This is a genomic window from Rouxiella sp. T17, from assembly GCF_036663475.1.
Taxonomy (GTDB): Bacteria; Pseudomonadota; Gammaproteobacteria; order Enterobacterales; family Enterobacteriaceae; genus Rouxiella.
On sequence record NZ_JAWUEA010000041.1, the window covers coordinates 140,535 to 164,973 of the forward strand.

16 protein-coding genes and 1 pseudogene are annotated in these 24,439 nt (G+C 52.8%); 11 read left to right on the forward strand and 6 right to left on the reverse strand.

Features of this window, described 5'->3' with window-relative positions; all coding sequences use genetic code 11:
* Positions 1 to 41 precede the first annotated feature (41 nt).
* The 5 genes from SC206_RS19960 to narI all read left to right on the forward strand — a co-directional run bounded on the left by SC206_RS19960 (position 42) and on the right by narI (position 8,775).
* Positions 42 to 1,730 carry a chloride channel protein gene (locus SC206_RS19960; protein ID WP_332740092.1) on the forward strand — a complete coding sequence of 563 codons (1,689 nt, stop codon included), beginning with the start codon at positions 42 to 44 and terminating at the stop codon, positions 1,728 to 1,730.
* Positions 1,731 to 2,062: 332 nt separating this feature from the next.
* Positions 2,063 to 5,812, forward strand: a complete 3,750-nt coding sequence (locus tag SC206_RS19965; protein ID WP_332740093.1) for a nitrate reductase subunit alpha — start codon at positions 2,063 to 2,065, stop codon at positions 5,810 to 5,812.
* Positions 5,809 to 7,347 carry a nitrate reductase subunit beta gene (gene narH / locus SC206_RS19970; protein ID WP_332740094.1) on the forward strand — a complete coding sequence of 513 codons (1,539 nt, stop codon included), beginning with the start codon at positions 5,809 to 5,811 and terminating at the stop codon, positions 7,345 to 7,347. Before SC206_RS19965 ends, narH begins: the two co-directional genes overlap by 4 nt.
* Positions 7,344 to 8,111, forward strand: coding sequence for a nitrate reductase molybdenum cofactor assembly chaperone (gene narJ, locus SC206_RS19975; protein WP_332740095.1), 768 nt, complete (start codon positions 7,344 to 7,346; stop codon positions 8,109 to 8,111). Before narH ends, narJ begins: the two co-directional genes overlap by 4 nt.
* The gene (narI, locus tag SC206_RS19980) at positions 8,098 to 8,775 is read left to right on the forward strand and encodes a respiratory nitrate reductase subunit gamma (protein ID WP_332740096.1); all 678 of its coding nucleotides are present in this window, start codon (positions 8,098 to 8,100) and stop codon (positions 8,773 to 8,775) included. Before narJ ends, narI begins: the two co-directional genes overlap by 14 nt.
* Before the next feature lie 32 nt (positions 8,776 to 8,807).
* Here the strand turns inward: narI and SC206_RS19985 are convergent, their stop codons facing one another.
* From SC206_RS19985 to SC206_RS20010, 6 genes are all read right to left on the reverse strand, one after another.
* Complete coding sequence (locus SC206_RS19985) at positions 8,808 to 10,199, reverse strand: amidase (protein WP_332740097.1); 1,392 nt, start codon at positions 10,197 to 10,199, stop codon at positions 8,808 to 8,810.
* Complete coding sequence (locus tag SC206_RS19990) at positions 10,196 to 10,387, reverse strand: hypothetical protein (RefSeq protein WP_332740099.1); 192 nt, start codon at positions 10,385 to 10,387, stop codon at positions 10,196 to 10,198. The genes SC206_RS19985 and SC206_RS19990 overlap by 4 nt, the downstream gene beginning before the upstream one ends.
* Before the next feature lie 76 nt (positions 10,388 to 10,463).
* Positions 10,464 to 11,486: an ABC transporter substrate-binding protein gene (locus SC206_RS19995; RefSeq protein ID WP_332740101.1), complete on the reverse strand. Its 1,023-nt coding sequence runs from the start codon at positions 11,484 to 11,486 to the stop codon at positions 10,464 to 10,466.
* On the reverse strand, positions 11,486 to 12,358 hold the full coding sequence (locus tag SC206_RS20000) for an ABC transporter permease (RefSeq protein ID WP_332740102.1): 873 nt from the start codon (positions 12,356 to 12,358) through the stop codon (positions 11,486 to 11,488). Before SC206_RS20000 ends, SC206_RS19995 begins: the two co-directional genes overlap by 1 nt.
* An 18-nt stretch (positions 12,359 to 12,376) precedes the next feature.
* Positions 12,377 to 13,156 (reverse strand): ABC transporter ATP-binding protein, encoded by a 780-nt coding sequence (locus SC206_RS20005; RefSeq protein WP_332740103.1) that lies wholly within the window; start codon positions 13,154 to 13,156, stop codon positions 12,377 to 12,379.
* Positions 13,157 to 13,158: 2 nt separating this feature from the next.
* Positions 13,159 to 14,070, reverse strand: a complete 912-nt coding sequence (locus SC206_RS20010; RefSeq protein WP_332740104.1) for a carbon-nitrogen hydrolase family protein — start codon at positions 14,068 to 14,070, stop codon at positions 13,159 to 13,161.
* A gap of 491 nt (positions 14,071 to 14,561) precedes the next feature.
* On the opposite strand from SC206_RS20010, the gene SC206_RS20015 reads away from it, so the two are divergent.
* From SC206_RS20015 to SC206_RS20040, 6 genes and pseudogenes are all read left to right on the forward strand, one after another.
* Complete coding sequence (locus SC206_RS20015) at positions 14,562 to 15,107, forward strand: hypothetical protein (protein ID WP_332740105.1); 546 nt, start codon at positions 14,562 to 14,564, stop codon at positions 15,105 to 15,107.
* A 176-nt stretch (positions 15,108 to 15,283) separates the two neighbouring features.
* A pseudogene (locus SC206_RS20020) lies at positions 15,284 to 16,995 on the forward strand (ABC transporter ATP-binding protein).
* Positions 16,996 to 19,066: 2,071 nt separating this feature from the next.
* Positions 19,067 to 20,170, forward strand: a complete 1,104-nt coding sequence (locus SC206_RS20025) for a porin (RefSeq protein ID WP_332740106.1) — start codon at positions 19,067 to 19,069, stop codon at positions 20,168 to 20,170.
* 296 nt (positions 20,171 to 20,466) lie between these two features.
* Positions 20,467 to 21,480, forward strand: a complete 1,014-nt coding sequence (gene dgcN, locus SC206_RS20030) for an N-acetyltransferase DgcN (RefSeq protein ID WP_332740107.1) — start codon at positions 20,467 to 20,469, stop codon at positions 21,478 to 21,480.
* Entirely contained in the window at positions 21,477 to 22,442 is a 966-nt protein-coding gene (gene dgcA / locus SC206_RS20035) for an N-acetyl-D-Glu racemase DgcA (protein ID WP_332740108.1), read from the forward strand. Before dgcN ends, dgcA begins: the two co-directional genes overlap by 4 nt.
* A 57-nt stretch (positions 22,443 to 22,499) precedes the next feature.
* Positions 22,500 to 24,404 (forward strand): ABC transporter ATP-binding protein, encoded by a 1,905-nt coding sequence (locus tag SC206_RS20040; RefSeq protein WP_332740110.1) that lies wholly within the window; start codon positions 22,500 to 22,502, stop codon positions 24,402 to 24,404.
* Positions 24,405 to 24,439 lie beyond the last annotated feature (35 nt).

Here is a 24,439-nt window from a genome sequence, read left to right on the forward strand (position 1 = left end):
TCGGCGATACCGTTATCTAAACAAAGGCGATTTGGGGAACAATGAGTTTTAAAGCGCTGCAAAAATCTGATTGGGTCAACCTGCTTATCGCCATTCCTGCCGGTATTATTGCCGCGCTGGTGACCATCGGTTTTCGGCTGGCGATTAGCGGCATCAATGGCCTGATGTTTTACAACGGCAGCGACATTACCCGCGCCTTCAACGAATATCCGCTGATTGTCTGGCCGCTGATCACCGCGCTGGGCGGCGTGATCGCCGGTTTCATTCTGCATTTGGCGCTGCGTTACGAGGCGCGAAACGGCAAAATGCCCGACTATCTCGACGTTATCGATCAACGCCTGCCGGGTATTCCGGTGATCAGCACGCTATTACGCTCGCTCTCCTCACTCGCCAGCATTGCCAGCGGCGGATCGATTGGTCGGGAAGGGGCGATGGTGCAACTTTCGGCGCTCAGCGGCAGCCTGTTAGGTCGCTTCACTCGTTTTACCTCTTTGCACCAATCCGATGTCATCGCCATGGCAGCGGCAGGCGGCTTGGCGGCGGTTTACCACGCGCCGTTTGCGGGTGCGCTGTTTGTGGCAGAAATCGCCTTTGGCGTGACCGCTGTGCAGCGATTGATTCCGCTGTTTATCTCGGCCTCCGTCGCTGTGCTGACCGTGCGCTCTCTGACTCATTACGCGCCGCTCTATCTCTACTCCTCGGCCAATTTCAGCCCCACGCCCGTGGCGATCATCACCGTGCTGGCGATTGGCGCGGCGACCGGCATTCTCGGCCCGCTGTTTATCGCCTCGATAGACAAGGTGCGGCAACTCATGAAACCGCTGTCACATCCGGCGCTGCGTCTGGGTTTAGGCGGCTTGGGCGTTGGGCTGGTGGCGATGATTTCGCCGCTGGTGCTGGGCAACGGTTTTGAAGTTATCGACCTGATTCTCAATAACGGCGATTTACACACCTCGCTGCTGCTGTTGCTGGTGCTGAAAATCGTCGCAACCGCGATAACCGTCGGCTCGGGCGCGGTGGGCGGGCTGTTTACGCCGTCGCTGCTGATTGGCGCAGCGGGTGGTGCGCTGGTCTGTACCTGTCTTCAATGGCTAGGTTTTGATCCGGGGCCGATGGGGCTTTACGCCGCTATTGGCATGAGCGCCTTGCTGGCCGCCACCAGTCACGCGCCGCTCATGTCGATCATGATGGCGTTTGAAATGACCCTTAACAGCTCGCTGCTGTTCCCGCTGATGTTAGCGACGGCCATCTCTTACGTCGTCGCGTCGCGCTTCAAGGCCAGCGGCACTTATCCGGTGTTAACGCGGCACAACGCGCGCTATATGGCGAAAAGTGATTTTGAAAACAGCACTGTCGCCGCGTTGATGTGTCCGTGCTCGAAAATGTATGTCGATGCCTCATTGGGCGAAGTCGTCACGGAAGGATTAAAGCAGCGCACCCGTTTCGTCTATGTCGTTGATCGTGAAGAACGTTTCCTCGGCGTTGTCGCCACTAACGTGCTGGCCAGCGGAATTATTGACGGCACGCTAGACAAAACCGGCAGCATCGACGCCTTCCTGCAACACGAATTTACCGTGCTTTATCAACATTCTAGCTTTGAAGAGGCGTGGGCGGTATTTAGCGCGTCGCCCCTCGAACGCATGCCCGTACTAGACAACGCCGACAGTCGCCGTTTACTCGGCGTGATCACCAAAGCGGCGCTGATTGGCAAAGCCAAAGACTTTATCTAACGTTATTTTTAACCTCTAACGTTCGTTTTAACGTCTAACCTGCACTTACCCCCTAATTGCCCTGCGCAATAAATTCCCCGTATGACGCGCCCTGAAAAGGGCGTGAAAGTTTGCCAATTCAAACTGTTAATGTCGATTCTCTGCTACTCCCTTTGGAGTATTCCTGCGCTTTATCGCCTTTTGCTCACCGTCAGTGTTGATCGTCATCAAGTTGCGCCTTGCCGCGCAGGATTACCCTTGCGCCAATTTGATTTCATCTGCGTTGCTGCTTTGCGTAACGCCACACAAATCACGACGGCAGGCCTTCGACGTCTGCAGCGGGAGGTTCCTGAATGAGCAAGTTTCTCGATAGGTTTCGCTATTTCAAACAGCTGGCCGAACCCTTTGCCGACGGCCACGGCCAAACGCTGAACACCAATCGCGATTGGGAAGACGGTTATCGCAGCCGCTGGCAGCACGATAAAATTGTGCGATCCACGCACGGCGTCAACTGTACCGGCTCGTGCAGCTGGAAAATCTATGTCAAAGGTGGCTTGGTCACTTGGGAAACGCAGCAAACCGATTACCCGCGCACCCGTCCCGATTTGCCCAATCACGAACCGCGCGGCTGCCCACGCGGCGCCAGTTATTCCTGGTATCTTTACAGTGCAAACCGTCTGAAATATCCGCTGATGCGCAAAACGCTGATTAAACTGTGGCGCGAAGCGAAAATTCAGCACGCCGATCCGGTCGACGCGTGGGGTTCCATCGTCAGCAGTCCCGAAAAATCGGCGACTTACAAGGTGGCGCGTGGGCGAGGCGGATTCGTGCGTTCGAGCTGGGAAGAGGTCAACGAACTGATCGCCGCCTCCAACGTTTATACCGCTAAAACCTTTGGTCCCGACCGCATCATGGGATTTTCTCCGATTCCGGCGATGTCGATGGTCTCTTACGCCGCCGGTTCGCGCTATTTGTCGCTGATTGGCGGCGTCTGTTTAAGCTTCTATGACTGGTATTGCGACCTGCCACCCGCCTCGCCGATGACGTGGGGCGAACAAACCGACGTGCCCGAATCCGCCGACTGGTATAACTCCGCCAATATTATTGCGTGGGGTTCCAACCTGCCACAAACGCGCACACCCGATGCCCATTTCTTTAGTGAAGTTCGCTATAAAGGCACCAAAACGGTAGCGATCACCCCCGATTACGCTGAAGTTGCCAAGCTGTGTGACCACTGGCTGGCACCTAAACAGGGTACCGACAGCGCGCTGGCACTGGCGATGGGACACGTGATTCTCAAATCTTTTCACCTCGATAATCCGAGCACCTATTTTCTCGATTACGTGCGTCGTTACACCGACATGCCGATGTTGGTGCTGCTCGAGCCGCGCGAAGACGGCACCTTTACCGCAGGCCGCATGCTGCGTGCCGCCGATCTGGTCGACAATCTCGGGCAGGAAAACAATCCGCAGTGGAAAACCATCGCACTGGACGCGCTGAGCGGAGAACTGGTTTCGCCGCTCGGCAGTATCGGCTATCGCTGGGGCGAAAAGGGCCGTTGGAATCTCGAGCCGCGCGAGGGTAAATCGCAGCAGGAGGTCAGCCTTGCGTTAAGTTTGCTTGAACATCATGACGAGATAGTTGAGGTCGGCTTCCCGTATTTCGGCGGTATCGTGCATGAACATTTCGCCAGCGTCGCGCTGGATGAAATCTTGCTGCACAAATTGCCGATAAAACGCCTTCAACTGGCCGACGGCAGTGAGGCGCGCGTTGCCAGCGTTTACGACCTGACGCTGGCAAACTACGGCGTCGATCGCGGATTAAATGACGCAAACTGCGCGCGCAGCTTCGACGAGGTCAATGCTTACACTCCAGCGTGGGCCGAGCAGATTACCGGCGTGTCACAGCAAAATATTATTCGCATCGCCAGTGAATTTGCCGCCACCGCCGACAAGACGCATGGCCGTTCGATGATCATCGTGGGGGCCGGTTTAAACCACTGGTATCACATGGACATGAACTATCGCGGCCTGATTAACATGCTGATTTTCTGCGGCTGCGTAGGGCAGAGCGGCGGCGGCTGGGCGCATTATGTCGGCCAGGAAAAACTGCGTCCGCAAACTGGCTGGCAGCCGCTGGCCTTTGGTCTCGACTGGCAGCGCCCGCCGCGCCAGATGAATGGCACCTCGTTCTTTTATAATCACTCAAGCCAGTGGCGTTACGAAACGGTGTCGCCGCAGTCACTGCTTTCACCGCTGGCCGATGCATCACGTTTCACCGGCAGTTTGATTGATTTTAATGTACGAGCAGAAAGAATGGGCTGGCTGCCGTCCGCGCCGCAGCTGAATGTTAATCCGCTGAATCTGGCGAAAAAGGCCACGGCGGCAGGAAAAACGTTGCAGGATTACGCCGTCGACGGCCTTAAAGATGGCACGATCCGTTTTGCCGCCGAGCAGCCCGACGCGCCGGAAAACTACCCGCGCAATTTATTTGTCTGGCGTTCCAATCTGCTGGGATCCTCCGGCAAGGGTCACGAATACCTGCTCAAATACCTGCTCGGCACCGAAAACGGGATTCAGGGCAAAGACTTGGGGATTCAGGGCGCGACGCTGCCCGAAGAGGTCGAATGGCAGGATAAAGGCGGGGAAGGCAAGCTGGATCTGGTGGTGACGCTGGATTTCAGGATGTCGAGCACCTGCCTTTATTCCGACATCGTGCTGCCGACCGCCACCTGGTATGAAAAAGACGACATGAATACCTCGGACATGCACCCGTTTATTCATCCGCTTTCCGCCGCCGTCGACCCTGCATGGGAATCGAAAAGTGATTGGGATATTTATAAAGGCCTGGCGAAGGCCTTTTCCGAGGTTTGCGTAGGCCATCTGGGCGTTGAAACCGATTTGGTGACGTTACCTATTCAGCACGATTCAGCCGCCGAGCTGGCGCAGCCGTTGGGCGTCGAAGAGTGGAAAAAGGGCGAATGTCCGCTGATTCCGGGCGTTACCGCGCCGCATTTGGTGGCAGTCGAACGCAACTATCCCGATACCTACGCGCGCTTCACGGCGTTGGGTCCCTTGCTCGACACGCTCGGTAATGGCGGCAAAGGCATCAACTGGAATACCGACAGCGAAATCGCGCTGCTCAAACAGCTGAACTATACCCAGCCAGAAGGCGCCGCCGCAGGGCGACCAAAAATCGAGACGGCAATTGACGCCGCCGAAATTATTCTGACTCTCGCGCCGGAAACCAACGGTCAGGTGGCGGTGAAAGCGTGGCAGGCGTTGAGCCAAACCACGGGCCGCGATCATAGCCATCTCGCCCTGAATAAAGAGGACGAAAAAATTCGTTTTCGCGATATTCAGGCCCAGCCGCGCAAAATTATCTCCAGTCCAATCTGGTCGGGTCTCGAAGACGAGCACGTCTCCTACAACGCCTGTTACACCAACGTTCACGAGCTTATCCCGTGGCGCACGCTGACTGGCCGCCAGCAGATTTATCAGGATCACGCGTGGATGCGCGCCTTTGGCGAGAGCCTGCTGGTTTATCGCCCGCCGATTGACACTCGCGCCGCGCAGCCGTTGCTCAACGCCAAGCCGAACGGCAATCCCGAACTGGCGCTGAATTTTATAACGCCGCATCAAAAATGGGGCATTCACTCAACCTACAGCGACAACCTGTTGATGCTGACGCTTTCGCGCGGTGGGCCGATTGTGTGGCTAAGTGAAGCGGACGCGCGCCAGCTCGGCGTTGTCGATAACGACTGGATAGAAGCGTTTAACGCCAACGGGTCGCTGACCGCCCGCGCGGTAGTCAGCCAGCGCGTGCCGGCTGGGATGACCATGATGTATCACGCGCAGGAGCGGCTGGTAAATATTCCGGGTTCTGAAATCACCCAGCAGCGCGGCGGCATTCACAATTCGGTAACGCGCGTGACGCCCAAACCGACCCATATGATCGGCGGTTATGCCCATCAATCTTACGGCTTCAACTATTACGGCACCGTCGGCTCCAACCGCGACGATTTTGTGGTGGTGCGAAAAATGAATCGCATCGACTGGCTGGATGAAGAAGGCAACGACCGCGTGCAGGAGAAAGTGCAATGAAAATTCGTTCACAGGTTGGCATGGTGCTGAATCTGGACAAATGCATCGGCTGTCATACCTGCTCGGTGACCTGTAAAAACGTCTGGACCAGCCGTGAAGGCGTGGAGTACAGCTGGTTTAATAATGTTGAAACCAAGCCGGGGATCGGCTTTCCAAACGATTGGGAAAACCAGCAGAAATGGCAGGGGGGCTGGATTCGTAAAATCAGTGGCCGACTCCAGCCGCGAATGGGCAATAAGCTGCATCTGCTGTCGAAAATCTTTCTCAATCCGCAGATGCCCGAAATCGACGATTATTATGAGCCGTTCGATTTTGATTATCAGCATCTGCATACCGCCGAGGCGGGCAAGCATCAGCCGATTGCCCGTCCGCGTTCGCTGCTTACAGGCAAGCGAATGGATAAAATCACCGGTGGACCCAACTGGGAAGACGATTTGGGCGGCGAATTTTCTACCCGTTCCGCTGACAGCAACTTCGCCAACATGCAGAAGGCGATGTACGGCGAATTTGAAAATACTTTCATGATGTATCTGCCACGCCTGTGCGAGCACTGCCTCAATCCGGCCTGCGTCGCCACCTGTCCGAGTGGCGCGATTTACAAGCGCGACGAAGACGGCATTGTGCTGATCGATCAGGACAAATGTCGTGGCTGGCGGATGTGCATCACCGGCTGTCCGTACAAAAAAATCTACTTCAACTGGAAAAGCGGCAAGTCGGAAAAATGCATTTTCTGCTATCCACGCCTTGAAGCCGGCCAGCCGACCGTCTGTTCCGAAACCTGCGTCGGCCGAATTCGCTATCTCGGCGTGCTGCTGTATGACGCCGATCAGATTGAACGCGCGGCGTCGGTCGAAGATGAAAAAAATCTTTATCAAAGTCAGATGGATATATTTCTGAATCCGCACGATCCCGCCGTGATTGCCGAGGCGCTGGCGCAGGGCATTCCGCATTCGGTGCTAGACGCCGCGCAGCGTTCGCCGGTGTATAAAATGGCGATGGAATGGAAACTGGCGCTGCCGCTGCATCCGGAATATCGCACGCTGCCGATGGTATGGTACGTGCCGCCGCTGTCGCCGATTCAGGCTGCTGCCGACGCCGGAAAACTGCCTCATACCGGCGTGCTGCCCGACGTCGAGAGTTTGCGCATTCCGGTGCAATATCTCGCCAATTTACTCACCGCCGGTGACCCGGAACCCGTGCTGCTGGCCTTGAAACGAATGTTGGCGATGCGCCATTTTAAACGGGCGGAAACCGTCGAAGGCGTGCTCGACACCACCGCGCTGGAGCAGGTCGGACTCAGCCAATCGCAGGCCGAAGAGATGTATCGTTATCTCGCAATCGCCAACTATGAAGACCGATTTGTGGTGCCATCCAGCCATCGAGAGTTAGCGCGCGAGGCGTTTCCAGAAAGCAAAAGCTGTGGTTTTAGCTTCGGTGACGGCTGTAAAGGCAGCGCCGGTAAATTCAATTTGTTCAACAGTAAACGCATTGACGCCATTGATGTCAGCCCGCACACCAAGGGAGGCGCTCAATGAAACTGTTGCAAATTATTAGCCGTCTGCTCGATTATCCTGAACAGGAGCTATGGGCTCATCAGCAAGAAGTTCAGCAATTAGTGACCCTAAATCCGCAGTTAAGCGTGATGGATACCCAAAGGCTGGCCGATTTTATTCACACGCTTTGCGCGGCTGACTTACTGGACAGGCAGGCCGAATACAGCAGCCTGTTTGATCGCGGTCGCGCCACCTCACTGCTGCTGTTTGAACACGTTCACGGCGAATCGCGGGATCGCGGACAGGCGATGGTCGATCTTCTGGATCAGTACCGCGCCGCCGGTTTGCAACTCGACTGTAAAGAGCTGCCCGACTACTTGCCGCTCTATCTCGACTATCTTGCGACACTTGATGAAGCCAGCGCCCGCGCGGGCTTGGCCGATATCGCGCCGATCCTTGCCCTGTTGGCTGCCCGACTCAACCAGCGTGAAAATCATTACGCGCTGCTGTTTGAGCTGCTGCTCACCCTTTCTGAAGCGAATATTAGCACCGCCGAGGTAGCCGAAAAGTTGCAGCACGAGAGTCGCGATGATACCCCTCAGGCGCTCGACGCCGTGTGGGAAGAGGAGCAAATCACGTTTCTTGGCGAGCAGGGCTGTCTCAGTGAAGATGAGAAGGCGCACGGCAAACGTTTCGCAGGCTCGGTAGCGCCGCAATATCTGTCGATAAATCAACCGCCTCGCAATACTTCATCACCCGATAATCTGCAACGCGACGCGCAAGGATCCCGCCATGAGCTTTCTTAATTTTCTGTTATTCAGTATTTATCCTTATATCGCGGGCAGCGTATTTCTGCTCGGCAGCTGGCTGCGCTACGACTATGGGCAATACAGTTGGCGCGCGGGTTCTAGCCAGATTATGGATAAAAAAGGGCTGCGAATTGCCTCGCCGCTGTTTCATATCGGCATTATCGGCATCTTTTTTGGCCATTTTGTCGGCCTGCTGACGCCGCATTGGATGTATGAATCTTTCCTTTCTATTTCCGCCAAGCAGCAGTTGGCGATGGTTGCCGGTGGGATTTTTGGCGCAATGACACTGCTTGGCGGCGCGATGTTGCTTAAACGCCGGTTAACGAATCCGCGCGTGCGGGCAACCTCCAGCACGGGAGATTTGCTGATTATTGCCCTACTGGTGGCGCAGGCCGCGCTCGGATTAGGCACTATTTTCTTCTCCGCCCAGCATACGGACGGCAGCGAAATGATGAAGCTGGTGGGTTGGGCGCAGGCGATTGTCAGTTTCCACGCTGGTGCGGCGGCACATCTCGACGGCGTGGCGCTAATTTATCGTCTGCATATCGTGCTCGGCATGACGCTGTTCCTTATTTTTCCGTTCTGCCGTCTGGTCCACATCTGGAGCGCGCCCGTTGAGTATCTGACCCGCCGTTATCAACTGGTCAGAAACCGCCGCTAACTGACTAAATTTTAAAACGTTTTGTGCTGAAACTATAGCCGAAAGAGGGGCGGCTGCCGTAGATGATAATCCGAGCACAGCTGATATTGATGCGCGGCACGAAGCAGCAGGCGTTCCTGTCCGGGCGCCGCCATCAGTTGCAGCCCAACCGGCAGATTTTGCGAATCAAATCCGGCTGGAAAACTGATAGCAGGCAACACGGCTAAACTTGGAAGACACGTGAAAATCAGATTGCCCAACAGGGTCGACACTTCGCCGTCGCCAATTGGGATTGTCTCCTGACCAATCAGCGGCGCGGTAAACGGCAGCGTAGGGGTAATAATCATATCGACCTCCTCGAACAGGGCAGCAAATTTTTCACGCAGCCAGGTGCGATAACGCTGGGCCTGAAGATATTCCACCGCCGTAAACGTTAGGCCTGCCTGTAATAAAATCCGCACGTCGTCGCCATATTTTTCGGGCCGATCCTTTAACCAAGGCCAGTGAATAGCGCTTGGCTCACAGGCATCGACAATAATTTGCGCGTCCACGGCGTGTTCCAGGCCATCGACACGTAGGGAGACAATGTCTACGCCTTGCGCTTCAAAATCGTTTAACGCCGCGCGAAATGCCTGCTCGACACCCGGTTGAAGACTGTAAAAACTGTACGGGTCCAGCACGCCAATGCGTAATCCCTGCAACGGCTTTACCATTTGGCGACTCATGGCAGATTGTTGCGCTGCATCCATGCCCGAAAGTGTGCCGTAAAGTAGGGCGCAGTCGGCGCTGCGAGCGGCAAGAGGCCCGACGGTATCCATGCTCCAGGCGAGCGGAAATACTCCCTCGGTACTGATATTGCCAACCGTTGGACGTAGGCCGGTTACGCCATTTAGTGCAGCAGGCAGGCGTACCGAACCGCCGGTGTCAGTTCCTAGCGTGGCAAAAGCGCTGCGTACAGCGGCAACGACGCCTGAGCCGCCGCTGGATCCTGCCGGGACTCGTGCCGTATCCCACGGGTTATGACAGGCACCGTAATGCGGATTATTGGTCGTGCCGCCCCATGCAAATTCGTGCATGTTGGTGGTGCCGAGGATAATCGCACCCGCCTGCTTCAGAGCTCGGGTGACGGCGGCATCTTGGGCTGCCATATTTCCCCGTAAAATCTCGCTGCCCGCATTCATCTCTTGTCCGGCAATATCAATATTGGCTTTAATTCCGAGCGGAATGCCCTGTAACGGGCCTAAATCATAGCCGTTTTCCAGCAGGGTTTGCTGTGCCTCAGAGAGTTTAATCGCTTGATCTTGATAGATTTCAATCCAACCGTTCAGCGCATGGGTTTGGCGCTCTCGTTCAAGACAGGCGCGCACCAATTCAGGGAAACTGGTCTCTTTCGCGCGAACCTTTGCGCCCGCTTCGGCAATGGATAAATTGACCAAATCACTCATTTCGTTGTCACCACGGGTGAAATAAATACGGTGATAGGCACCACATCGGCACTCAGATTGGCATTGACGAAATCACTCAGCGATGCCGCGCGAATGGCCCAGTCGATTACGGTTGGCAGCACGGCTTCGGCATCGGCAGGAGAGAGCGGGTGAATAGCGTTTAGACGATCGAACATCGGCTCAGTCATGGCATAACCTCTACGATTACATGGAGATAAAATAAATAGTAAAGGGCAGACATCCGCAGATGCTGCCCCGATTTACTTATTTCATGGCGTCTACTGCGGCTTTGGCCTTGGTCGCCAGTTCAGTATTCACATTGGTTTGATAAGAGGTCGCTTCAGAGGGATAGGCCTTAATATTTTTGGCATAAAGTGAAATTTTCATGTTGTTATCCCAGGCTTTCTGGCTCACCAACACGTTTTCTGGGTAGCCTTTGGCGTCTATCTCTCGTTTCACCGCCTCACGCACAATATCTTTTGGCAGGTTCGGGAAATATTTGGCGGCAATATCGACGGAATCATCAAAGTGCGCGTAAATATAGCGCGAAGCCTGTTCAAACGCGGTAACCACACCCTGCGCTGCCGCAGGATTTTTATCAATGTAAGTCTGTGTAGTGGTCAGACTGGAGAAGGCAAACGGATACCAGTCCTGCGCTGCCGAGAAGGAGTAAACCGAATGCAGGCCGTTTTGGCGGATAGCCATGGTCACCTGCGGTTCAACCGCCAATGCATAATCGGCGCGACTTGCGACCACAGACGGAATTTCGTTACCGATAGCAACATGAACCAGCTTCACATCTTTGAGTTTCTGCTGCTTGACCAGATAACTCATGAACGCCCAGGTAGTGTCGGGCTCTGGACTGGTGACCACGCGCTTATTGGCCAGCGCCGCCAGATTATCCTGAAGATTGGCCGCGTCCTTGCCGAAAATAAACACCGTCGGCGCGTTTTGCACGCCAGCCACCACCACGCCGCTGCCGCCGTTTTCATGGGATTTAGGCACAAAAACCGGGTCCTGAATCGAAAAATCTGCCGAGCCGCCGATCACGGCCGACCAAGACTGCGCGCCGCCGCCGCCCGTGCTGATCTGAACTTTCACGCCCTGTTGTTTAAAGAAACCTTTCTCCTGCGCCACGTATAAAGGCAGATAGAGTAAAGACTGAAACGCCTGATTAATACGCACCGGCGTTTCGGCCGCATTAGCCGGTTGCAGGGCAAGTGAAACCAGCAGGCAGCAGGCCGTTGAAGCCGCTAAAGTGAAGCCTTTTACACGCGCAATTGTCATTATTTTACCCTTTCCCATGAGAGAATCAGCCGTTCGAGAAACATTACCGCTACGTTAAATACCAACATCATCAGCATGACCAACACGATACCGGCCAACACAATATTCATACCGAAATTGGAGCTTCCGAGCAGGATCATGTGGCCCACGCCGACATCGGAGGAGATATATTCCCCAACTATCGCGCCGACCAGCGCAAAGCCGACATTAAGGCGCAGCCCCGATACCACCCATAACATGGCTGACGGCACCACCAGTTTGATGAAGATTTTCGATCGCGAGGCATCAAAGGATCGCATTAGATTGATCAAGTCAGGATCGGTACGCACTGCGCCCTTGTAGGACGTCGTCAGTGACACCACGATGCATGAAAATGCCACAATGACGACTTTTGAAAGCATGTCTGTGCCAAACCAGATGATAGTTATCGGCGCAATTGCCAACACCGGAATTGAACCGATAGCCGCGATGAAAGGCGCGGTGAGGTCAGAGATAAATTTTGAATACCACAGCAGCAGGCCAAGTACAGAACCTCCTACAGCACCTACGCCAAATCCGATCAGCGTTTCAAGCGCGGTGGTGCCGATATCGGTAAACAGTTCGCCAGACTGAAAACGCTGCACCAGCACGGCCCACACCATGCTCGGACTGGCAAATAAAAATTTACTGATAAAGCCTTCGCGCGCGCCAATTTCCCAATACAGCAGCAGGGCAGCAACGATGGCAACTTGCAAGATAATGAGTACGTAACGCCGTGAGGTTGGGTTTTTAAAGAAACCGTCTTGACCACTTGGCCGAGACCGCGCGTGTGCTGCTAAACTGCCGGGTTTCTGCGGCTGCTTGGTGGTTTGTTCAGAAGATAACGTGCTCATAAAATTTCCCCGAAAAAGTCAGAACAAAACAGGGGCAGCGCCGATGCTGCGCCAAATCAATTCGTAATAGTCGTTAAAGCGCGGCGAAAGGCGACGCTCAGGAATAATTCGGCTATCAGTTTCTAAATCAACATTGATTTCATGAATGATTTCGCCCGGTCGTGCCTTCATCACGTAAACGCGGTCAGAGAGCGTCACCGCTTCTTCAATGTCGTGGGTAATAAAAATAACCGTTTTCTTCTGTTGCTTGACTACATTGAGCAACTCACTTTCCAATGAGATTTTTAAGGGATAATCCAGCGCCTTATATGCTTCATCCATCAAGATAATTTCGGGATTAGTAATCATTGTGCGCATCAATGCAACGCGCTGTTTCATTCCCCCTGAAAGTTGAGCCGGATATTTATCTTCATAACCCTGCATGTGATACGTTTCTAACAACTCTTTAGCGCGTTCACGGGCCTCTTTCTTATTTACGCCGCGAATTTCCAGCCCGAGAATGACATTTTGAATTACTGTCCGCCAAGGAAAGAGCAGGTCTTTCTGTAATACATAGCCCATTTTTTCAGAGGCACTGCCCGTGGTCTCTTTATCATTAATTAAAATATGTCCGTTATCAGGCGCAAGCAGGCCGGTGATGATATTAAATAGGGTCGATTTGCCGCAGCCACTTGGCCCGACAAAAGAGATAAACTCGTTGGCGTCAGCATGAAAATTAAGTTCTTTGAGTACGGTGACTTTCCCTGCCACCGTCGAATATTCTTTAGAGACATTAATTGCCTCGAGCGCATGTGCCATAATTACTCTCCTGCGGATTTTACGTGGCGCTGGGAAACCGTTAAAGGCGAAGGCGGCGCATTAACCGGCACATAATCTTTCAGGAAGTGATAGCCAATATAAGCGACGCTGCGCGCTCGAATAATTTCTGCCGTAATATCGACGTGCGCGAGAGCAATTCCGCTTGAAAAGCCGGTGTCGGCGATAATCTTGCCGTGCGGATCTATAATTCTGCTGTGTCCGTGATAGTTAAGTTTTCCATGTGGGCCAAACAGATTCGACTCAACCATCCAACATTGGTTCTCGAGTGCGCGAACGCGTCCAAAAAGGGTATAAGTATCGACCATGTAATCGAGCTCAGGATCCTCGGTGTCACCCGCCAACCCCCATGCTGTGGGCATGATCATGATATCTGCACCTTTCAGGGCCAGCTCGCGGGTACTTTCCGGAAACACCTTGTCATAGCAAATCAACATGCCGATACGGCCGATTTTAGTGGTGAAAACCGGGAATCCGTCACCAGGATAGTAAATGTGTTTTTCATCGCCCGGCTGGTGAACTTTGCGATAGCGCCCGATTTCGCCTTCGGGACCGAGTAATACAACGCAGTTATAGAGTACCTCTGCGCGTTCGGCATCTCTTTCGGTCAGGCCGATAACCGCGTGTAATTGCAGATTTTTAACTGTTTCGATGAGCTGCGAAATACATTCACCCGTGGGAATGACTTCAGCTTGATCAAATTGATAGGCCACGTTCTCAAAGTCATAATGTAAAGTATCACTTAAATACCCTTGCAGACTTTGTTCCGGAAATACTATCAGGTCAACGCCTTCAGCTGCCGCTTTTGATAATGTGTCTAGCATATAGCGCATATTCTGCTGTTTATCATAAACCGCAGGCATAGCTACGCTGGCAATAGTCAATTTGCTCATCATAATCCCCGGTGTAAACACGCTAAAATTCCGCGTGGATATAATTTGGCTTTATTACCTATTTTAATACTTGCTTCATGAAGATTTGGTTATTAATTCCTATGGGTAACTATTTCTTATTCGCGCTAATTCATGCTCGTGACATTCTTGAAGACGTTTTTAAAATCATCTTTGAAACATTTAAGCAAGTTATATGCCAAGGTGAGCGAGTTTCAAATAGTGGAACTTTGCAAAAAAAATACAATTTTCTTTAATCTATTTTTCAATTTAAATGCAATTATTCATCTAATTGGCACGCCTAACCCCTTCCAGCTATTTGCTAATAAAAATCTTAATAACGGAAGTAAATTTAAGTGCAGCATAAATGCCAAGATGGTGCAGATTGGTCTATACCAGCCATTTTAAATAAACTTGAATGGGTGGCAGGGGAGGATTCGGTCATCCATAGTAAATAAAGCAGTACCACGCTAACGTTTTTACAACAGGATGGGAAAATGAAGATTGCGTGTTTAGGTTGGGGATCGCTGATTTGGAAACCGGGCGCGCTGCCGGTGCAGGGCGAATGGAAAGCTGATGGGCCGTTTCTGGCGATTGAATTTTGTCGTATAAGCGACGGTGGCGAGCTGGCAACCGCGCTGTGTAATAACGCCGCGCCGGTGCCGACGCTCTGGGCCTGGCTTGATTGCGACTCGCTCGAACTGGCCAGTCAGGCTTTGAAAGAACGCGAAGAAATTCCGCAGACGCGCCACGACGGCATTGGTTCACTGGTCGTTCAAAAAACTAGCATCGGACCGCTCGCCGAATGGGCAATCGCGCGAGAAATCGAGGCCGTGATCTGGACCGCCTTGCCGCCAAGAGGCGCACGGGGCGAGAGTCATATCCCAACCGTCGAAGAAACCATTGCCTATCTCGACGGCCTGTCGGGTAAAACGCGTGAGCATGCAAAAAGTTATCACCAGTCTGTTCCTGCACAGATTGATACCGCCTATCGCCGCGCCGTTACTGTCGCGCTGGGCTGGTATCCTCAGCCTGTTTTGTGAGACGTCGCGGAGAAAATCAAACAATGTTCAAAAAAGCTATTGATAATCATTTTCATTGCGTATCCTCAAGGCCATTGATAAATATTTACGCGCGTTGCCACTATTTTGACCGGACAGTGTTGATTCTAAACGGGCAACCCCGCGTGAAACCTTCATTTTTAGCTTGAGGATGCATGATGCTCCGCCGTTTCTTCTCTTATTACGCGCCTTATAAAAAGCTTTTTTATCTCGATTTTGGCTGCGCCATTCTTGGCGGACTGCTGGAGCTTGGCTTTCCGATGGCGGTCAAACTGTTCATCGACAAACTGCTGCCCGCCCACGATTGGGTACTGATCTTGACGGCGGCGGTGGCCTGCTGCTGATTTACCTGCTCAATACCGCGCTTATGGCAATCGTAAACTATTGGGGCCACGCGCTGGGTGTCGGCATTGAAACCGACATGCGCGAGCAGGCATTCAATCATTTACAGAAACTCTCTTTCCGTTATTACGACAATACCAAGACCGGACATATCATCACCCACGTCACCAAAGATCTCGAAGAGGTGGGGGAAATTGCTCACCACGGCCCTGAAGATATGTTTATCGCCATCATGACCTTTATGGGTGCCTTTATATTGATGGCGACGGTTCATCTTCATTTGGCCTTGATGACCATTATCATCGTGCCGTTTATGGGCTGGCTGGTAGGGCGTTATGGCGCGCAGATGACGGAAACCTGGCGTCGGCTGTTTGGTCAGGTCGGGAATTTCAACGCGCGTGTCGCCGAGAGCATCGGCGGTATTCGGGTGGTGAAAGCCTTTGCCAATGAAAAACATGAAGAAAAGCTGTTTGCCAGCGACAACCACAATTATCGAGTCACCAAGCTGCGTGCCTATCGCATTATGACTGCCAGCATCACGCTGAGTTATTTAAGTACCCGTATCGTGCAGTTAATCGTGATGATCGCCGGCACGTGGTACGTGGTAAACGGTTCGTTGAGCTACGGTGGATTCGTGGGATTCCTGCTGCTGGTTGAAGTTTTCTTCCGTCCGGTAGCAAAGATCACCTCGGTTTTGGAAAGTTATCCGAAAGGGATCGCCGGATTTAAACGATTCACCCAGCTTATCGATACTGCACCGGACATCACCGACAAACCCGACGCCGTTGAGGTTACACACCTGCGCGGCGAAATTTGCTATCGCGACGTAGTGTTTGGTTACTCGCCTGCCAGCAAGATCCTCAAGGGCGTGAATCTCGCGATTAAAGCCGGTGAAACGCTGGCGTTTGTCGGGCCGTCGGGGGCAGGAAAAACCACGCTCTGTTCCTTACTCCCCCGTTTTTATGATATCGACAGCGGGGCCATTACTATCGACGGCATTGATATCCGCGATATGACCCAACGCTCATTGCGCCACAACATTGGCATCGTGCAGCAAGATGTTTTCCTGTTTGGCGGTTCGATTCGTGAAAACATTCTTTATGGCCGTCTCGACGCCAGCGAAGAAGAAGTGTGGCTGGCTGCACGCCGTGCAAGGCTTGACGAGATGATTGCTGACCTGCCGAACGGCATGGACACGGTCATTGGCGAGCGCGGTGTAAAACTCAGCGGCGGCCAGAAGCAGCGGCTCTCTATTGCCCGAATTTTCCTGATGAACCCGCCGATCCTTATTCTTGACGAAGCGACCTCCGCACTGGACACCGCCACCGAGCAGGCTATCCAGCAGTCGCTTTCCGAGCTTTCGGAGGGAAGAACCACGCTGGTCATCGCCCACCGACTGGCGACCATTCAAAACGCCGATCGCATTGTGGTGGTAGATAAGGACGGGATCAGTGAGGAAGGAACGCACGAGGCGCTAATGGCGAGGGGCGGTCATTATGCCCAACTTTATCGGTTGACGACTCGATAGCGTTTTAGATTTGAAAATCTAAAGGCAAATTTTTAAGGGATTAAAATCGGGTCTTTAAATTCAAATTCCAGTTCAAGTTCAAGTTCAAGTTCAAGTTCAAGTTCAAGTTCACTTCAACTGCACTTCAACTGCATGCGCTTCGCTTACTGCGCGGCGGCGCAGACCGCCTCAAGGATGTTCCTAAGCGAACACCCTTGAGAATCCCGCGCTTTTTTTCCACAGCTGTAACTTGAGAGCTGAAAAATTGAGATCTTTCCAGATACTCCCGTGCGTGGCGTAGGTCGCGCGGCTTCGCCATTCCCTCATTACGGATTTGAGCCAAAAACGTCTCAAATCACTCCATTCAGCGCCGCCCTGATCCCGCCATTTACAGCATTTACAGCAAATGCGGAAACTCTTAGGCGGTCAAAAGCCGATCCCATTAATGGGTCAACGGATTTTGACCTTAAATCTTTTAACTTCAACTTCCAATTCAACTGCATGCGCTTCGCTTACTGCGCGGCGGCGCAGACCGCCTCAAGGATGTTCCTAAGCGAACACCCTTGAGAATCCCGCGCTTTTTTTCCACAGCTGTAACTTGAGGACTAAATCCGTAGATCGTTCCAGTTGCCACAGCGTGTGGCGTAGGTCGCGCGGCTTCGCCATTCCTACATTACGGATTTGAGCCAAAAACGTCTCAAATCACTCCACTCAGCGCCGCCCTGATACCGCCAATCACAGAATCTACTACAAAAGCGATATCTCTTAGGCGGTCAAGAACCGTTTCCTCCAACTTCATAACTTTCGAGGCCTAGCTTCAATGACCTAATCGATTTAACAGAAGCATTTAGTTAGTTGAGTGAACGGTCCTTGACCGCCTAAAATTAAGTGCCCTTTTTTTGAGCTGTTTTGGTTGAGTGAACGGTCCTTGACCGCCTAAAATTAAGTGCCCTTTTTTTTGAGCTGTGATTGGTTGAGGAGGCGGTATTTGACCGCCCAAGAGTTTCCGGCCTTTCTTTAAATGCTGTAATTGGCGGTATCAGGACGGCGCTGAGCGAAGGTGAACAAGACGTTTTTGGCTTGTGAACGTAGCGAGGGGAGCGCGAAGCGCCGCGACCAACGCCATTCACCAATGTGCCTGGAAAGAGCTCCCTTTTTAGTCCTCAAGTTGCAGCTGTGGAAAAAAAGCTTGGGATTCCAAAGGGGCGAGCGAATGCGCCTCTTTGGGCGGTCTGCGCCGCCGCGCAGTAAGCGAAGCGCATGAACTTGATTTTGAATTTAAGAAATTGCCTTAGGTTCTAAATCTAACACCGACTGCGCCTCTTTGGGCGGTCTGCGCCGCCGCGCAGTAAGCGAAGCGCATGCAGTTGAACTTGAACTTGAACTTGAACTTAAAGATTTAAGGTCAAAATCCGTTGACCAAAAAGATCCTGATTCCTTAGAAAATTGCCTTTAGATTCCAAATCTAAAAACCGCCTCCTGAATAGTTTGCCTTTAGATTTCCAAATCTAAAAACCCCAAATTGTTCAATTTAATCGCCCCCGTTATTATTATCCCATCCAAAAGACCAAAATTTGTTTTAAAGAAATTCCCCGCCTAAATTCGTAGGCGAAAAAATCTTTAGAACATTATTTAATTACCTTGCCCGTATTATTCATATAATGAACAACCGTTATAAAATACTTACTCTGCTATGCACTTTTTCGAGGCATGAGATCTATTTCTCATTTAATTTATTTAATGATTGTTAACAGAAAAAAGGCTTTAAAAAAGTGGATCTAACGCACATAAAAAACACACTTCTTTAAGTATTTTGCCAACAAAAGGCGTGTCGCACCAAAATGGTGCAATGCGTTATGCAAAAAATGCATAAAATCAGTAGGTTACAAAAGCAGTTTTGAAATATAATGTTACAACTATTTACCTGATTTTGACGAATATCACTGAACTTTTCCATTTTAACTTTTCGTGCTTAGTGCTACTGTTCGATTCGTTTACAGATAGCATCAATTATAAATATTAAGAAACTCACAGCCTGATATTTAAATTTGGCATGGGAAACCTATTAATAAGCATTCTAGGAAAGCAAATAATGATGAAGCGTAGTGTTTTGGCCGTAGCGGTCTCTTTAATTGTTGTAACCACTGGTGCAAATGCCGCAGAGATTTATAACAAAGATGGCAATCAGCTGGATCTATATGGCCGCGTAAATGGCAAACACTATTTCAGTAACGGCACCAGCAATAACGGTGACGGTTCTTATATGCGTATCGGCTTTAAAGGCCTGACCAAAATTAATGATTTGGTGACAGGTTACGGTCAGTGGGAATATCAAAATAACCTGAATAACTCTGAAGGTTCAGACGCGCTGAGCGGCAACAAAACTCGTCTTGGTTTCGCTGGTCTGAAATTCTCCAAATACGGTTCCATCGACTACGGCCGTAACTACGGTGTTGTTTACGATGCAATCGGCTACACCGACATGCTGCCAGAATACGGCGGCGACTCTGCCAACTCCGATAACTTCATGGTTGGCCGTTCAACCGGTTTGGCAACGTACCGTAACAAAAACCTCTTCGGTCTGGTCGATGGCCTTAACTTCGCCTTGCAGTATCAGGGCAAAAACGAAGCAAGCAGCGTAAGCAGCACTTCTCGTCCAAACAGCCGTTCAAACGGTGATGGTTATGGCGCGTCCCTGACTTATGAAGACATCGGCGGCACGGGCATCAGCGCGGCATTGGCAGGTTCTCGTTCAGATCGTACCAACGCGCAGTCAAACGCGGCAATCGGCGGTGGCGACGAAGCCTCTGCATGGTCTGCGGCGCTGAAATATGACGCCAACCAGATTTACCTGGGTGCGATGTACGAAGAGACCCGCAAGCAGGCCAGCATTACTGCCAACGGCGTTGCAGGTTATGCTAATAAAACCCAGATTTTTGAAGCGGTTGCGCAGTATCAGTTCCTGAACGGTCTGCGTCCTTCCGTGGCCTATGTTTCCAACAAGGCCAAAGACGTTGAAGGCGTGGGCGATGCCTACCTGTACCAGTACGTGTCAGTGGGTGCGACATACTACTTTAACAAAAATATGTACACCTACGTTGACTACAAAATCAATACTTTGAGCGATAACGACAGCAGCAAACTGGGTGGCAACAAGAAAGATGTTACTACCGTCAGCCTGACCTACCGTTTCTAATCGAGACGGCTATTCGTCGGTATCCACGTATTACCCTTATCTGTGTCTGAAAAGGTAATCGCAAGGCAGGGCCCTCGGGCTCTGCCTTTTTTCATGTCTGTCTTTTTTCACATCAACAAAACCTACCCGCGATAAAACTCATTCTCTTCAGCCAGTTAACGCAAAACTCTTACCTATAGCCTGACGTTATACCCCCTAGCTAAACAAGTATTCGCCGCCGCCTCATGCTCGTGAAATAGTCGAGGGGTCAAGCAACGCGATGTTGCTACCCCTACAACAATTGACGAGAGAAACTCATGCAACAAATCCCAATGCCATATCTGCTGTTTTTAGGTGATGTCATGGATCCGCTGGCGGCAAAAACGGCGCGCGGTATTCACGTTTGGCGTCCTGACTCCTGCGTCGGTCAGATTCGTCTGGCAACCGATTCCGTCTCGCTCGGTATGGAAGAGATGGATATCGCGACGGCAAAAGCGCGCGGGGCAAAAACCATGGTGTTGGGCACCGCCAATGCCGGCGGCAAGTTGCCTCAGCACTGGCTTGAATCGGTTAAAACGGCGATTCGCGCCGGACTTAACGTGGCCAACGGCCTGCATCAGGGATTAAACGAAATTCCCGAGCTGGTTGAATTGGCTGCCGAGCATAACGTCGAGCTGTTCGACGTGCGCCACATGACGCCGGAACTTGACGTCGGCAGCGGTAAAAAGCGCAGCGGCAAACGCATTCTAACCGTCGGCACCGACTGCTCGGTCGGTAAAATGTACACCTCGCTGGCGCTGGAAGCTGCGCTGCGCGAGCTTGATATCAAAGCCGATTTTCGCGCCACTGGCCAAACCGGCGTGCTGATTGCCGGTGACGGTATCGCCATCGACGCCGTGGTCGCCGACTTTATTTCAGGTGCCGTCGAAGCTCTCGCCCCGGCCAACGACGACGATCACTGGGATATTATCGAAGGTCAGGGCTCGCTGTATCACCCGTCTTACGCGGGCGTTAGCACCGGACTTATCCACGGCGCGCAGGCGCATTTGCTGGTGATGTGCCACGAATTGGGCCGCCCGCACATGCGTCATTTGCCGCATCAGCCGATGCCAACGCTCAAGCAATGTGTCGATATCAACCTGCAAGCCGCCAGCCTGACCAGCCCGAACGTGCAGTTGGCCGGTTTTTCACTGAACACGTCGGGCGTCAGCGAAGCCGAAGCCCGCGCCGCGCTTGACGAAATCAGCCGCGAATTTGGCGTGCCGGCGACGGACCCTGTGCGTTTTGGCATCAAAGAGCTGGCGCAGTCCATCAAGGATCGTGGCTTATGATCCAACTGAACGTCCAAACGGTCGAGCTGCCACTGGCTCGGCCTTTTGCCATTTCTCGCGGCGTGCGCACCGCCGTTACCGTGGTTCGCGTCACCCTGACCGATGGCCAGTTTGTGGCGATGGGCGAGTGCACCCCGACGGCGCATTATCAGGAGTCGGCTGAATCCGTCTGCGAGCAGCTCGAAAACGTGCGCCCGCAGGTTGAAGCCGGTTTAACGCGTGAAGCCTTGCAGCAGGTGTTGCCGATAGGCTCGGCGCGTAATGCGCTAGATTGTGCAATGTGGCGCCTCGATGCTGCAAAACAGGGCAAGACCGTGTGGCAACTGCTTGAAATGCAAGCCCCTAAAAGCGTTGTTACCGCTGAAACCTTGAGCCTCGACAGTCTCGAAAGCATGGCAAAAGCGGCTGAAAATGCCGTGTCGCGCGGCGCAAAACTGCTGAAAATCAAGCTTAACCGTGAAGATATCATCGAGAAGGTTGAGGCGATTCGCCTTGCTGCGCCACACGCGACGCTGGTTATCGATGCCAACGAATCCTGGGGCGGTCTCGACCTCGAAAGTCTGTTCAACGCGCTGCACGAATTTAACATTGCAATGATTGAACAACCTCTTCCTGCTGGCCAAGACAAAGACTTGGTGCGTTGTTTGCATCCCATTCCTGTCTGCGCCGATGAAAGCTGCCATCAGCGCTCGGATATCGCCGGGCTGCGCGACCGTTACGAGATGATAAATATCAAACTCGACAAGTGTGGCGGATTAACCGAAGCGCTGGCGATGGCCGCCGAAGCCAAGGCGCTCGGCCTGCGTTTAATGGTCGGCTGCATGCTGGGTTCCTCGCTGGCGATGGACGCGGCGCTGCCCGTCGCGGTGCTCGCCGAGCGGGTCGACCTCGATGGGCCTATCTGGCTGGCGGAAGATTATCAGCCGGGTCTGCGCTATGAGCAGGGCGAAGTCTGGCTGTGATGAGTTAACTTTTTTAGCACCCCTTATTTTTACTTTTTTTAAAGGAGCACGCTTTTGATGACTGAAATGCCCGTGAGTGAGGCGCCCGCACCCGAGTCCGCTGACCCGACGCTGTCGGAAAGCCGCAACCGGCCCATTCTTCAGGTAAAGGATCTGTCAGTCAGTTTTCATGGCCGTCAGGGAAAGACCCAGGCACTCAAAGGCGTCTCTTTTTCTATTAATAAAGGTGAAGTGGTCGCGGTAGTCGGTGAAAGCGGCTCCGGAAAATCGGTCACTTCATTGAGTATCATGGGCTTGCTGGCCGATACGGCAAAAATAGACGGCGGCAGCATTGATTTCACCACCCGAAATGGTGCGAAGCATTCGCTGGCAAAGATGGGTCCCGACGCGCGCCGCAAACTGCGCGGTCAGGAAATGTCGATGATTTTTCAGGAGCCGATGACCTCGCTGAATCCGGTGCTGAGAGTTGGCGATCAGCTTACCGAAGGGCTTATCGATCACGGCATCAGCAATAAAACCGACGCTTTAAACAAAGCGCGCCAGCTGTTGAAGCAGGTGCGTATTCCCGACGTCGAACGCATTCTAAAATGTTATCCGCACGAACTTTCCGGCGGCATGCGCCAGCGGGTGATGATTGCGCAAGCCTTGGCCTGTGACCCCGCGCTGCTGATCGCCGACGAACCGACCACCGCGCTGGATGTCACCGTGCAGGCGCGTATTTTGCAGATCTTGCGTGATTTACAGCGCGGCTCCGACATGGCGGTACTCTTTATTACCCATGATATGGGCGTAGTGGCCGAAATTGCCGATCGCGTGGTGGTGATGTATCACGGCGAAGTGGTGGAAGAGGGCAGCGTCGAGCAGATTTTTGCCCACGCGCGCCATCCATATACGCGCGCGCTATTGGCCGCCGTGCCAAAGCTGGGCGATATGCAGGGCCTGAAATGGCCGCGCCGTTTTCCGTTGATTCAGAAAGAGGGCGTCGCGCTGCCCGTTGTCGCCGAGGCTCTGGCCAATGATGACCAAACCACCGCCGATTACAGCAAGCCGCCGCTGCTCGACGTGCGCGGATTAAGCGTCTGCTACCCGATTCGCTCCGGCATTCTGTCGCGGGTGACCCAAGAAGTTCACGCGGTTGAACAGATCGATTTCTCTATTTGGCCCGGTGAAACGCTGGCGCTGGTGGGCGAAAGCGGCTGCGGAAAATCGACTACGGGGCGCGCCATACTGCGTCTGGTCGGCAGTCAATCCGAAAGCATTCATTTCGAAGGGCAAGAAATTACCCTGCTGCGCGACACGCCGTTTCAGGCGGTGCGTCGGCAGATCCAGATGGTTTTCCAGGATCCCTACGCCTCGTTGAATCCGCGTTTAACAGTCGGGTTTTCAATTGCCGAACCTCTGCTGTTGCACGGCCTGGCGAAAAACCTCGCCGACGCCACGCCAACGGTCAATAAACTGCTGAAAAGCGTGGGGCTGGATACCGCCGTCGCGCGTCGTTATCCGCACGAATTTTCCGGCGGCCAGCGCCAGCGTATTGCTATCGCGCGCGCCATGGCGTTGCAGCCGCAGGTGATTATCGCCGACGAAGCCGTCTCCGCGCTGGATGTCTCCATTCAGGCGCAGGTGGTTAATTTAATGATGGATTTACAGCGCGATACCGGCGTGGCGTGGCTGTTTATTTCCCACGATATGGCCGTCGTCGAGCGTATCGCCAATCGCGTGGCGGTGATGTATCTCGGCCAAATCGTCGAAATCGGCCCGCGCGACGCGATTTTCAGTAATCCGCAGCATCCTTATACCCAACGTTTACTCAAATCTGTGCCGGTCGCCGATCCGACCCAGCGCGCCGCGCGCAGTTTTGATGATACCGAAGTGAAATCGCCGGTTCATCCGGCAGGCTTGCAGATAGAGAAAGTGAAATACCGTCAGGTTGCTGACCACCACTGGGTTGCTAATAACTAAACCAAACAGCCGTTGATTTTTCAATCAAGAATTCC

Excerpts from the sequence above, each read along its gene's own strand:
- narI (WP_332740096.1), top strand. The coding sequence starts at position 8,098 with ATGAGCTTTCTTAATTTTCTGTTATTCAGTATTTATCCTTATATCGCG.
- SC206_RS19995 (WP_332740101.1), bottom strand. The coding sequence starts at position 11,486 with ATGACAATTGCGCGTGTAAAAGGCTTCACTTTAGCGGCTTCAACGGCC.
- SC206_RS20000 (WP_332740102.1), bottom strand. The coding sequence starts at position 12,358 with ATGAGCACGTTATCTTCTGAACAAACCACCAAGCAGCCGCAGAAACCC.
- SC206_RS19965 (WP_332740093.1), top strand. The coding sequence starts at position 2,063 with ATGAGCAAGTTTCTCGATAGGTTTCGCTATTTCAAACAGCTGGCCGAA.
- SC206_RS20025 (WP_332740106.1), top strand. The coding sequence starts at position 19,067 with ATGATGAAGCGTAGTGTTTTGGCCGTAGCGGTCTCTTTAATTGTTGTA.
- narH (WP_332740094.1), top strand. The coding sequence starts at position 5,809 with ATGAAAATTCGTTCACAGGTTGGCATGGTGCTGAATCTGGACAAATGC.
- SC206_RS20015 (WP_332740105.1), top strand. The coding sequence starts at position 14,562 with ATGAAGATTGCGTGTTTAGGTTGGGGATCGCTGATTTGGAAACCGGGC.
- SC206_RS19985 (WP_332740097.1), bottom strand. The coding sequence starts at position 10,199 with ATGAGTGATTTGGTCAATTTATCCATTGCCGAAGCGGGCGCAAAGGTT.
- SC206_RS19960 (WP_332740092.1), top strand. The coding sequence starts at position 42 with ATGAGTTTTAAAGCGCTGCAAAAATCTGATTGGGTCAACCTGCTTATC.
- SC206_RS20010 (WP_332740104.1), bottom strand. The coding sequence starts at position 14,070 with ATGATGAGCAAATTGACTATTGCCAGCGTAGCTATGCCTGCGGTTTAT.
- narJ (WP_332740095.1), top strand. The coding sequence starts at position 7,344 with ATGAAACTGTTGCAAATTATTAGCCGTCTGCTCGATTATCCTGAACAG.
- SC206_RS20005 (WP_332740103.1), bottom strand. The coding sequence starts at position 13,156 with ATGGCACATGCGCTCGAGGCAATTAATGTCTCTAAAGAATATTCGACG.
- SC206_RS20040 (WP_332740110.1), top strand. The coding sequence starts at position 22,500 with ATGACTGAAATGCCCGTGAGTGAGGCGCCCGCACCCGAGTCCGCTGAC.
- SC206_RS19990 (WP_332740099.1), bottom strand. The coding sequence starts at position 10,387 with ATGACTGAGCCGATGTTCGATCGTCTAAACGCTATTCACCCGCTCTCT.
- dgcA (WP_332740108.1), top strand. The coding sequence starts at position 21,477 with ATGATCCAACTGAACGTCCAAACGGTCGAGCTGCCACTGGCTCGGCCT.
- dgcN (WP_332740107.1), top strand. The coding sequence starts at position 20,467 with ATGCAACAAATCCCAATGCCATATCTGCTGTTTTTAGGTGATGTCATG.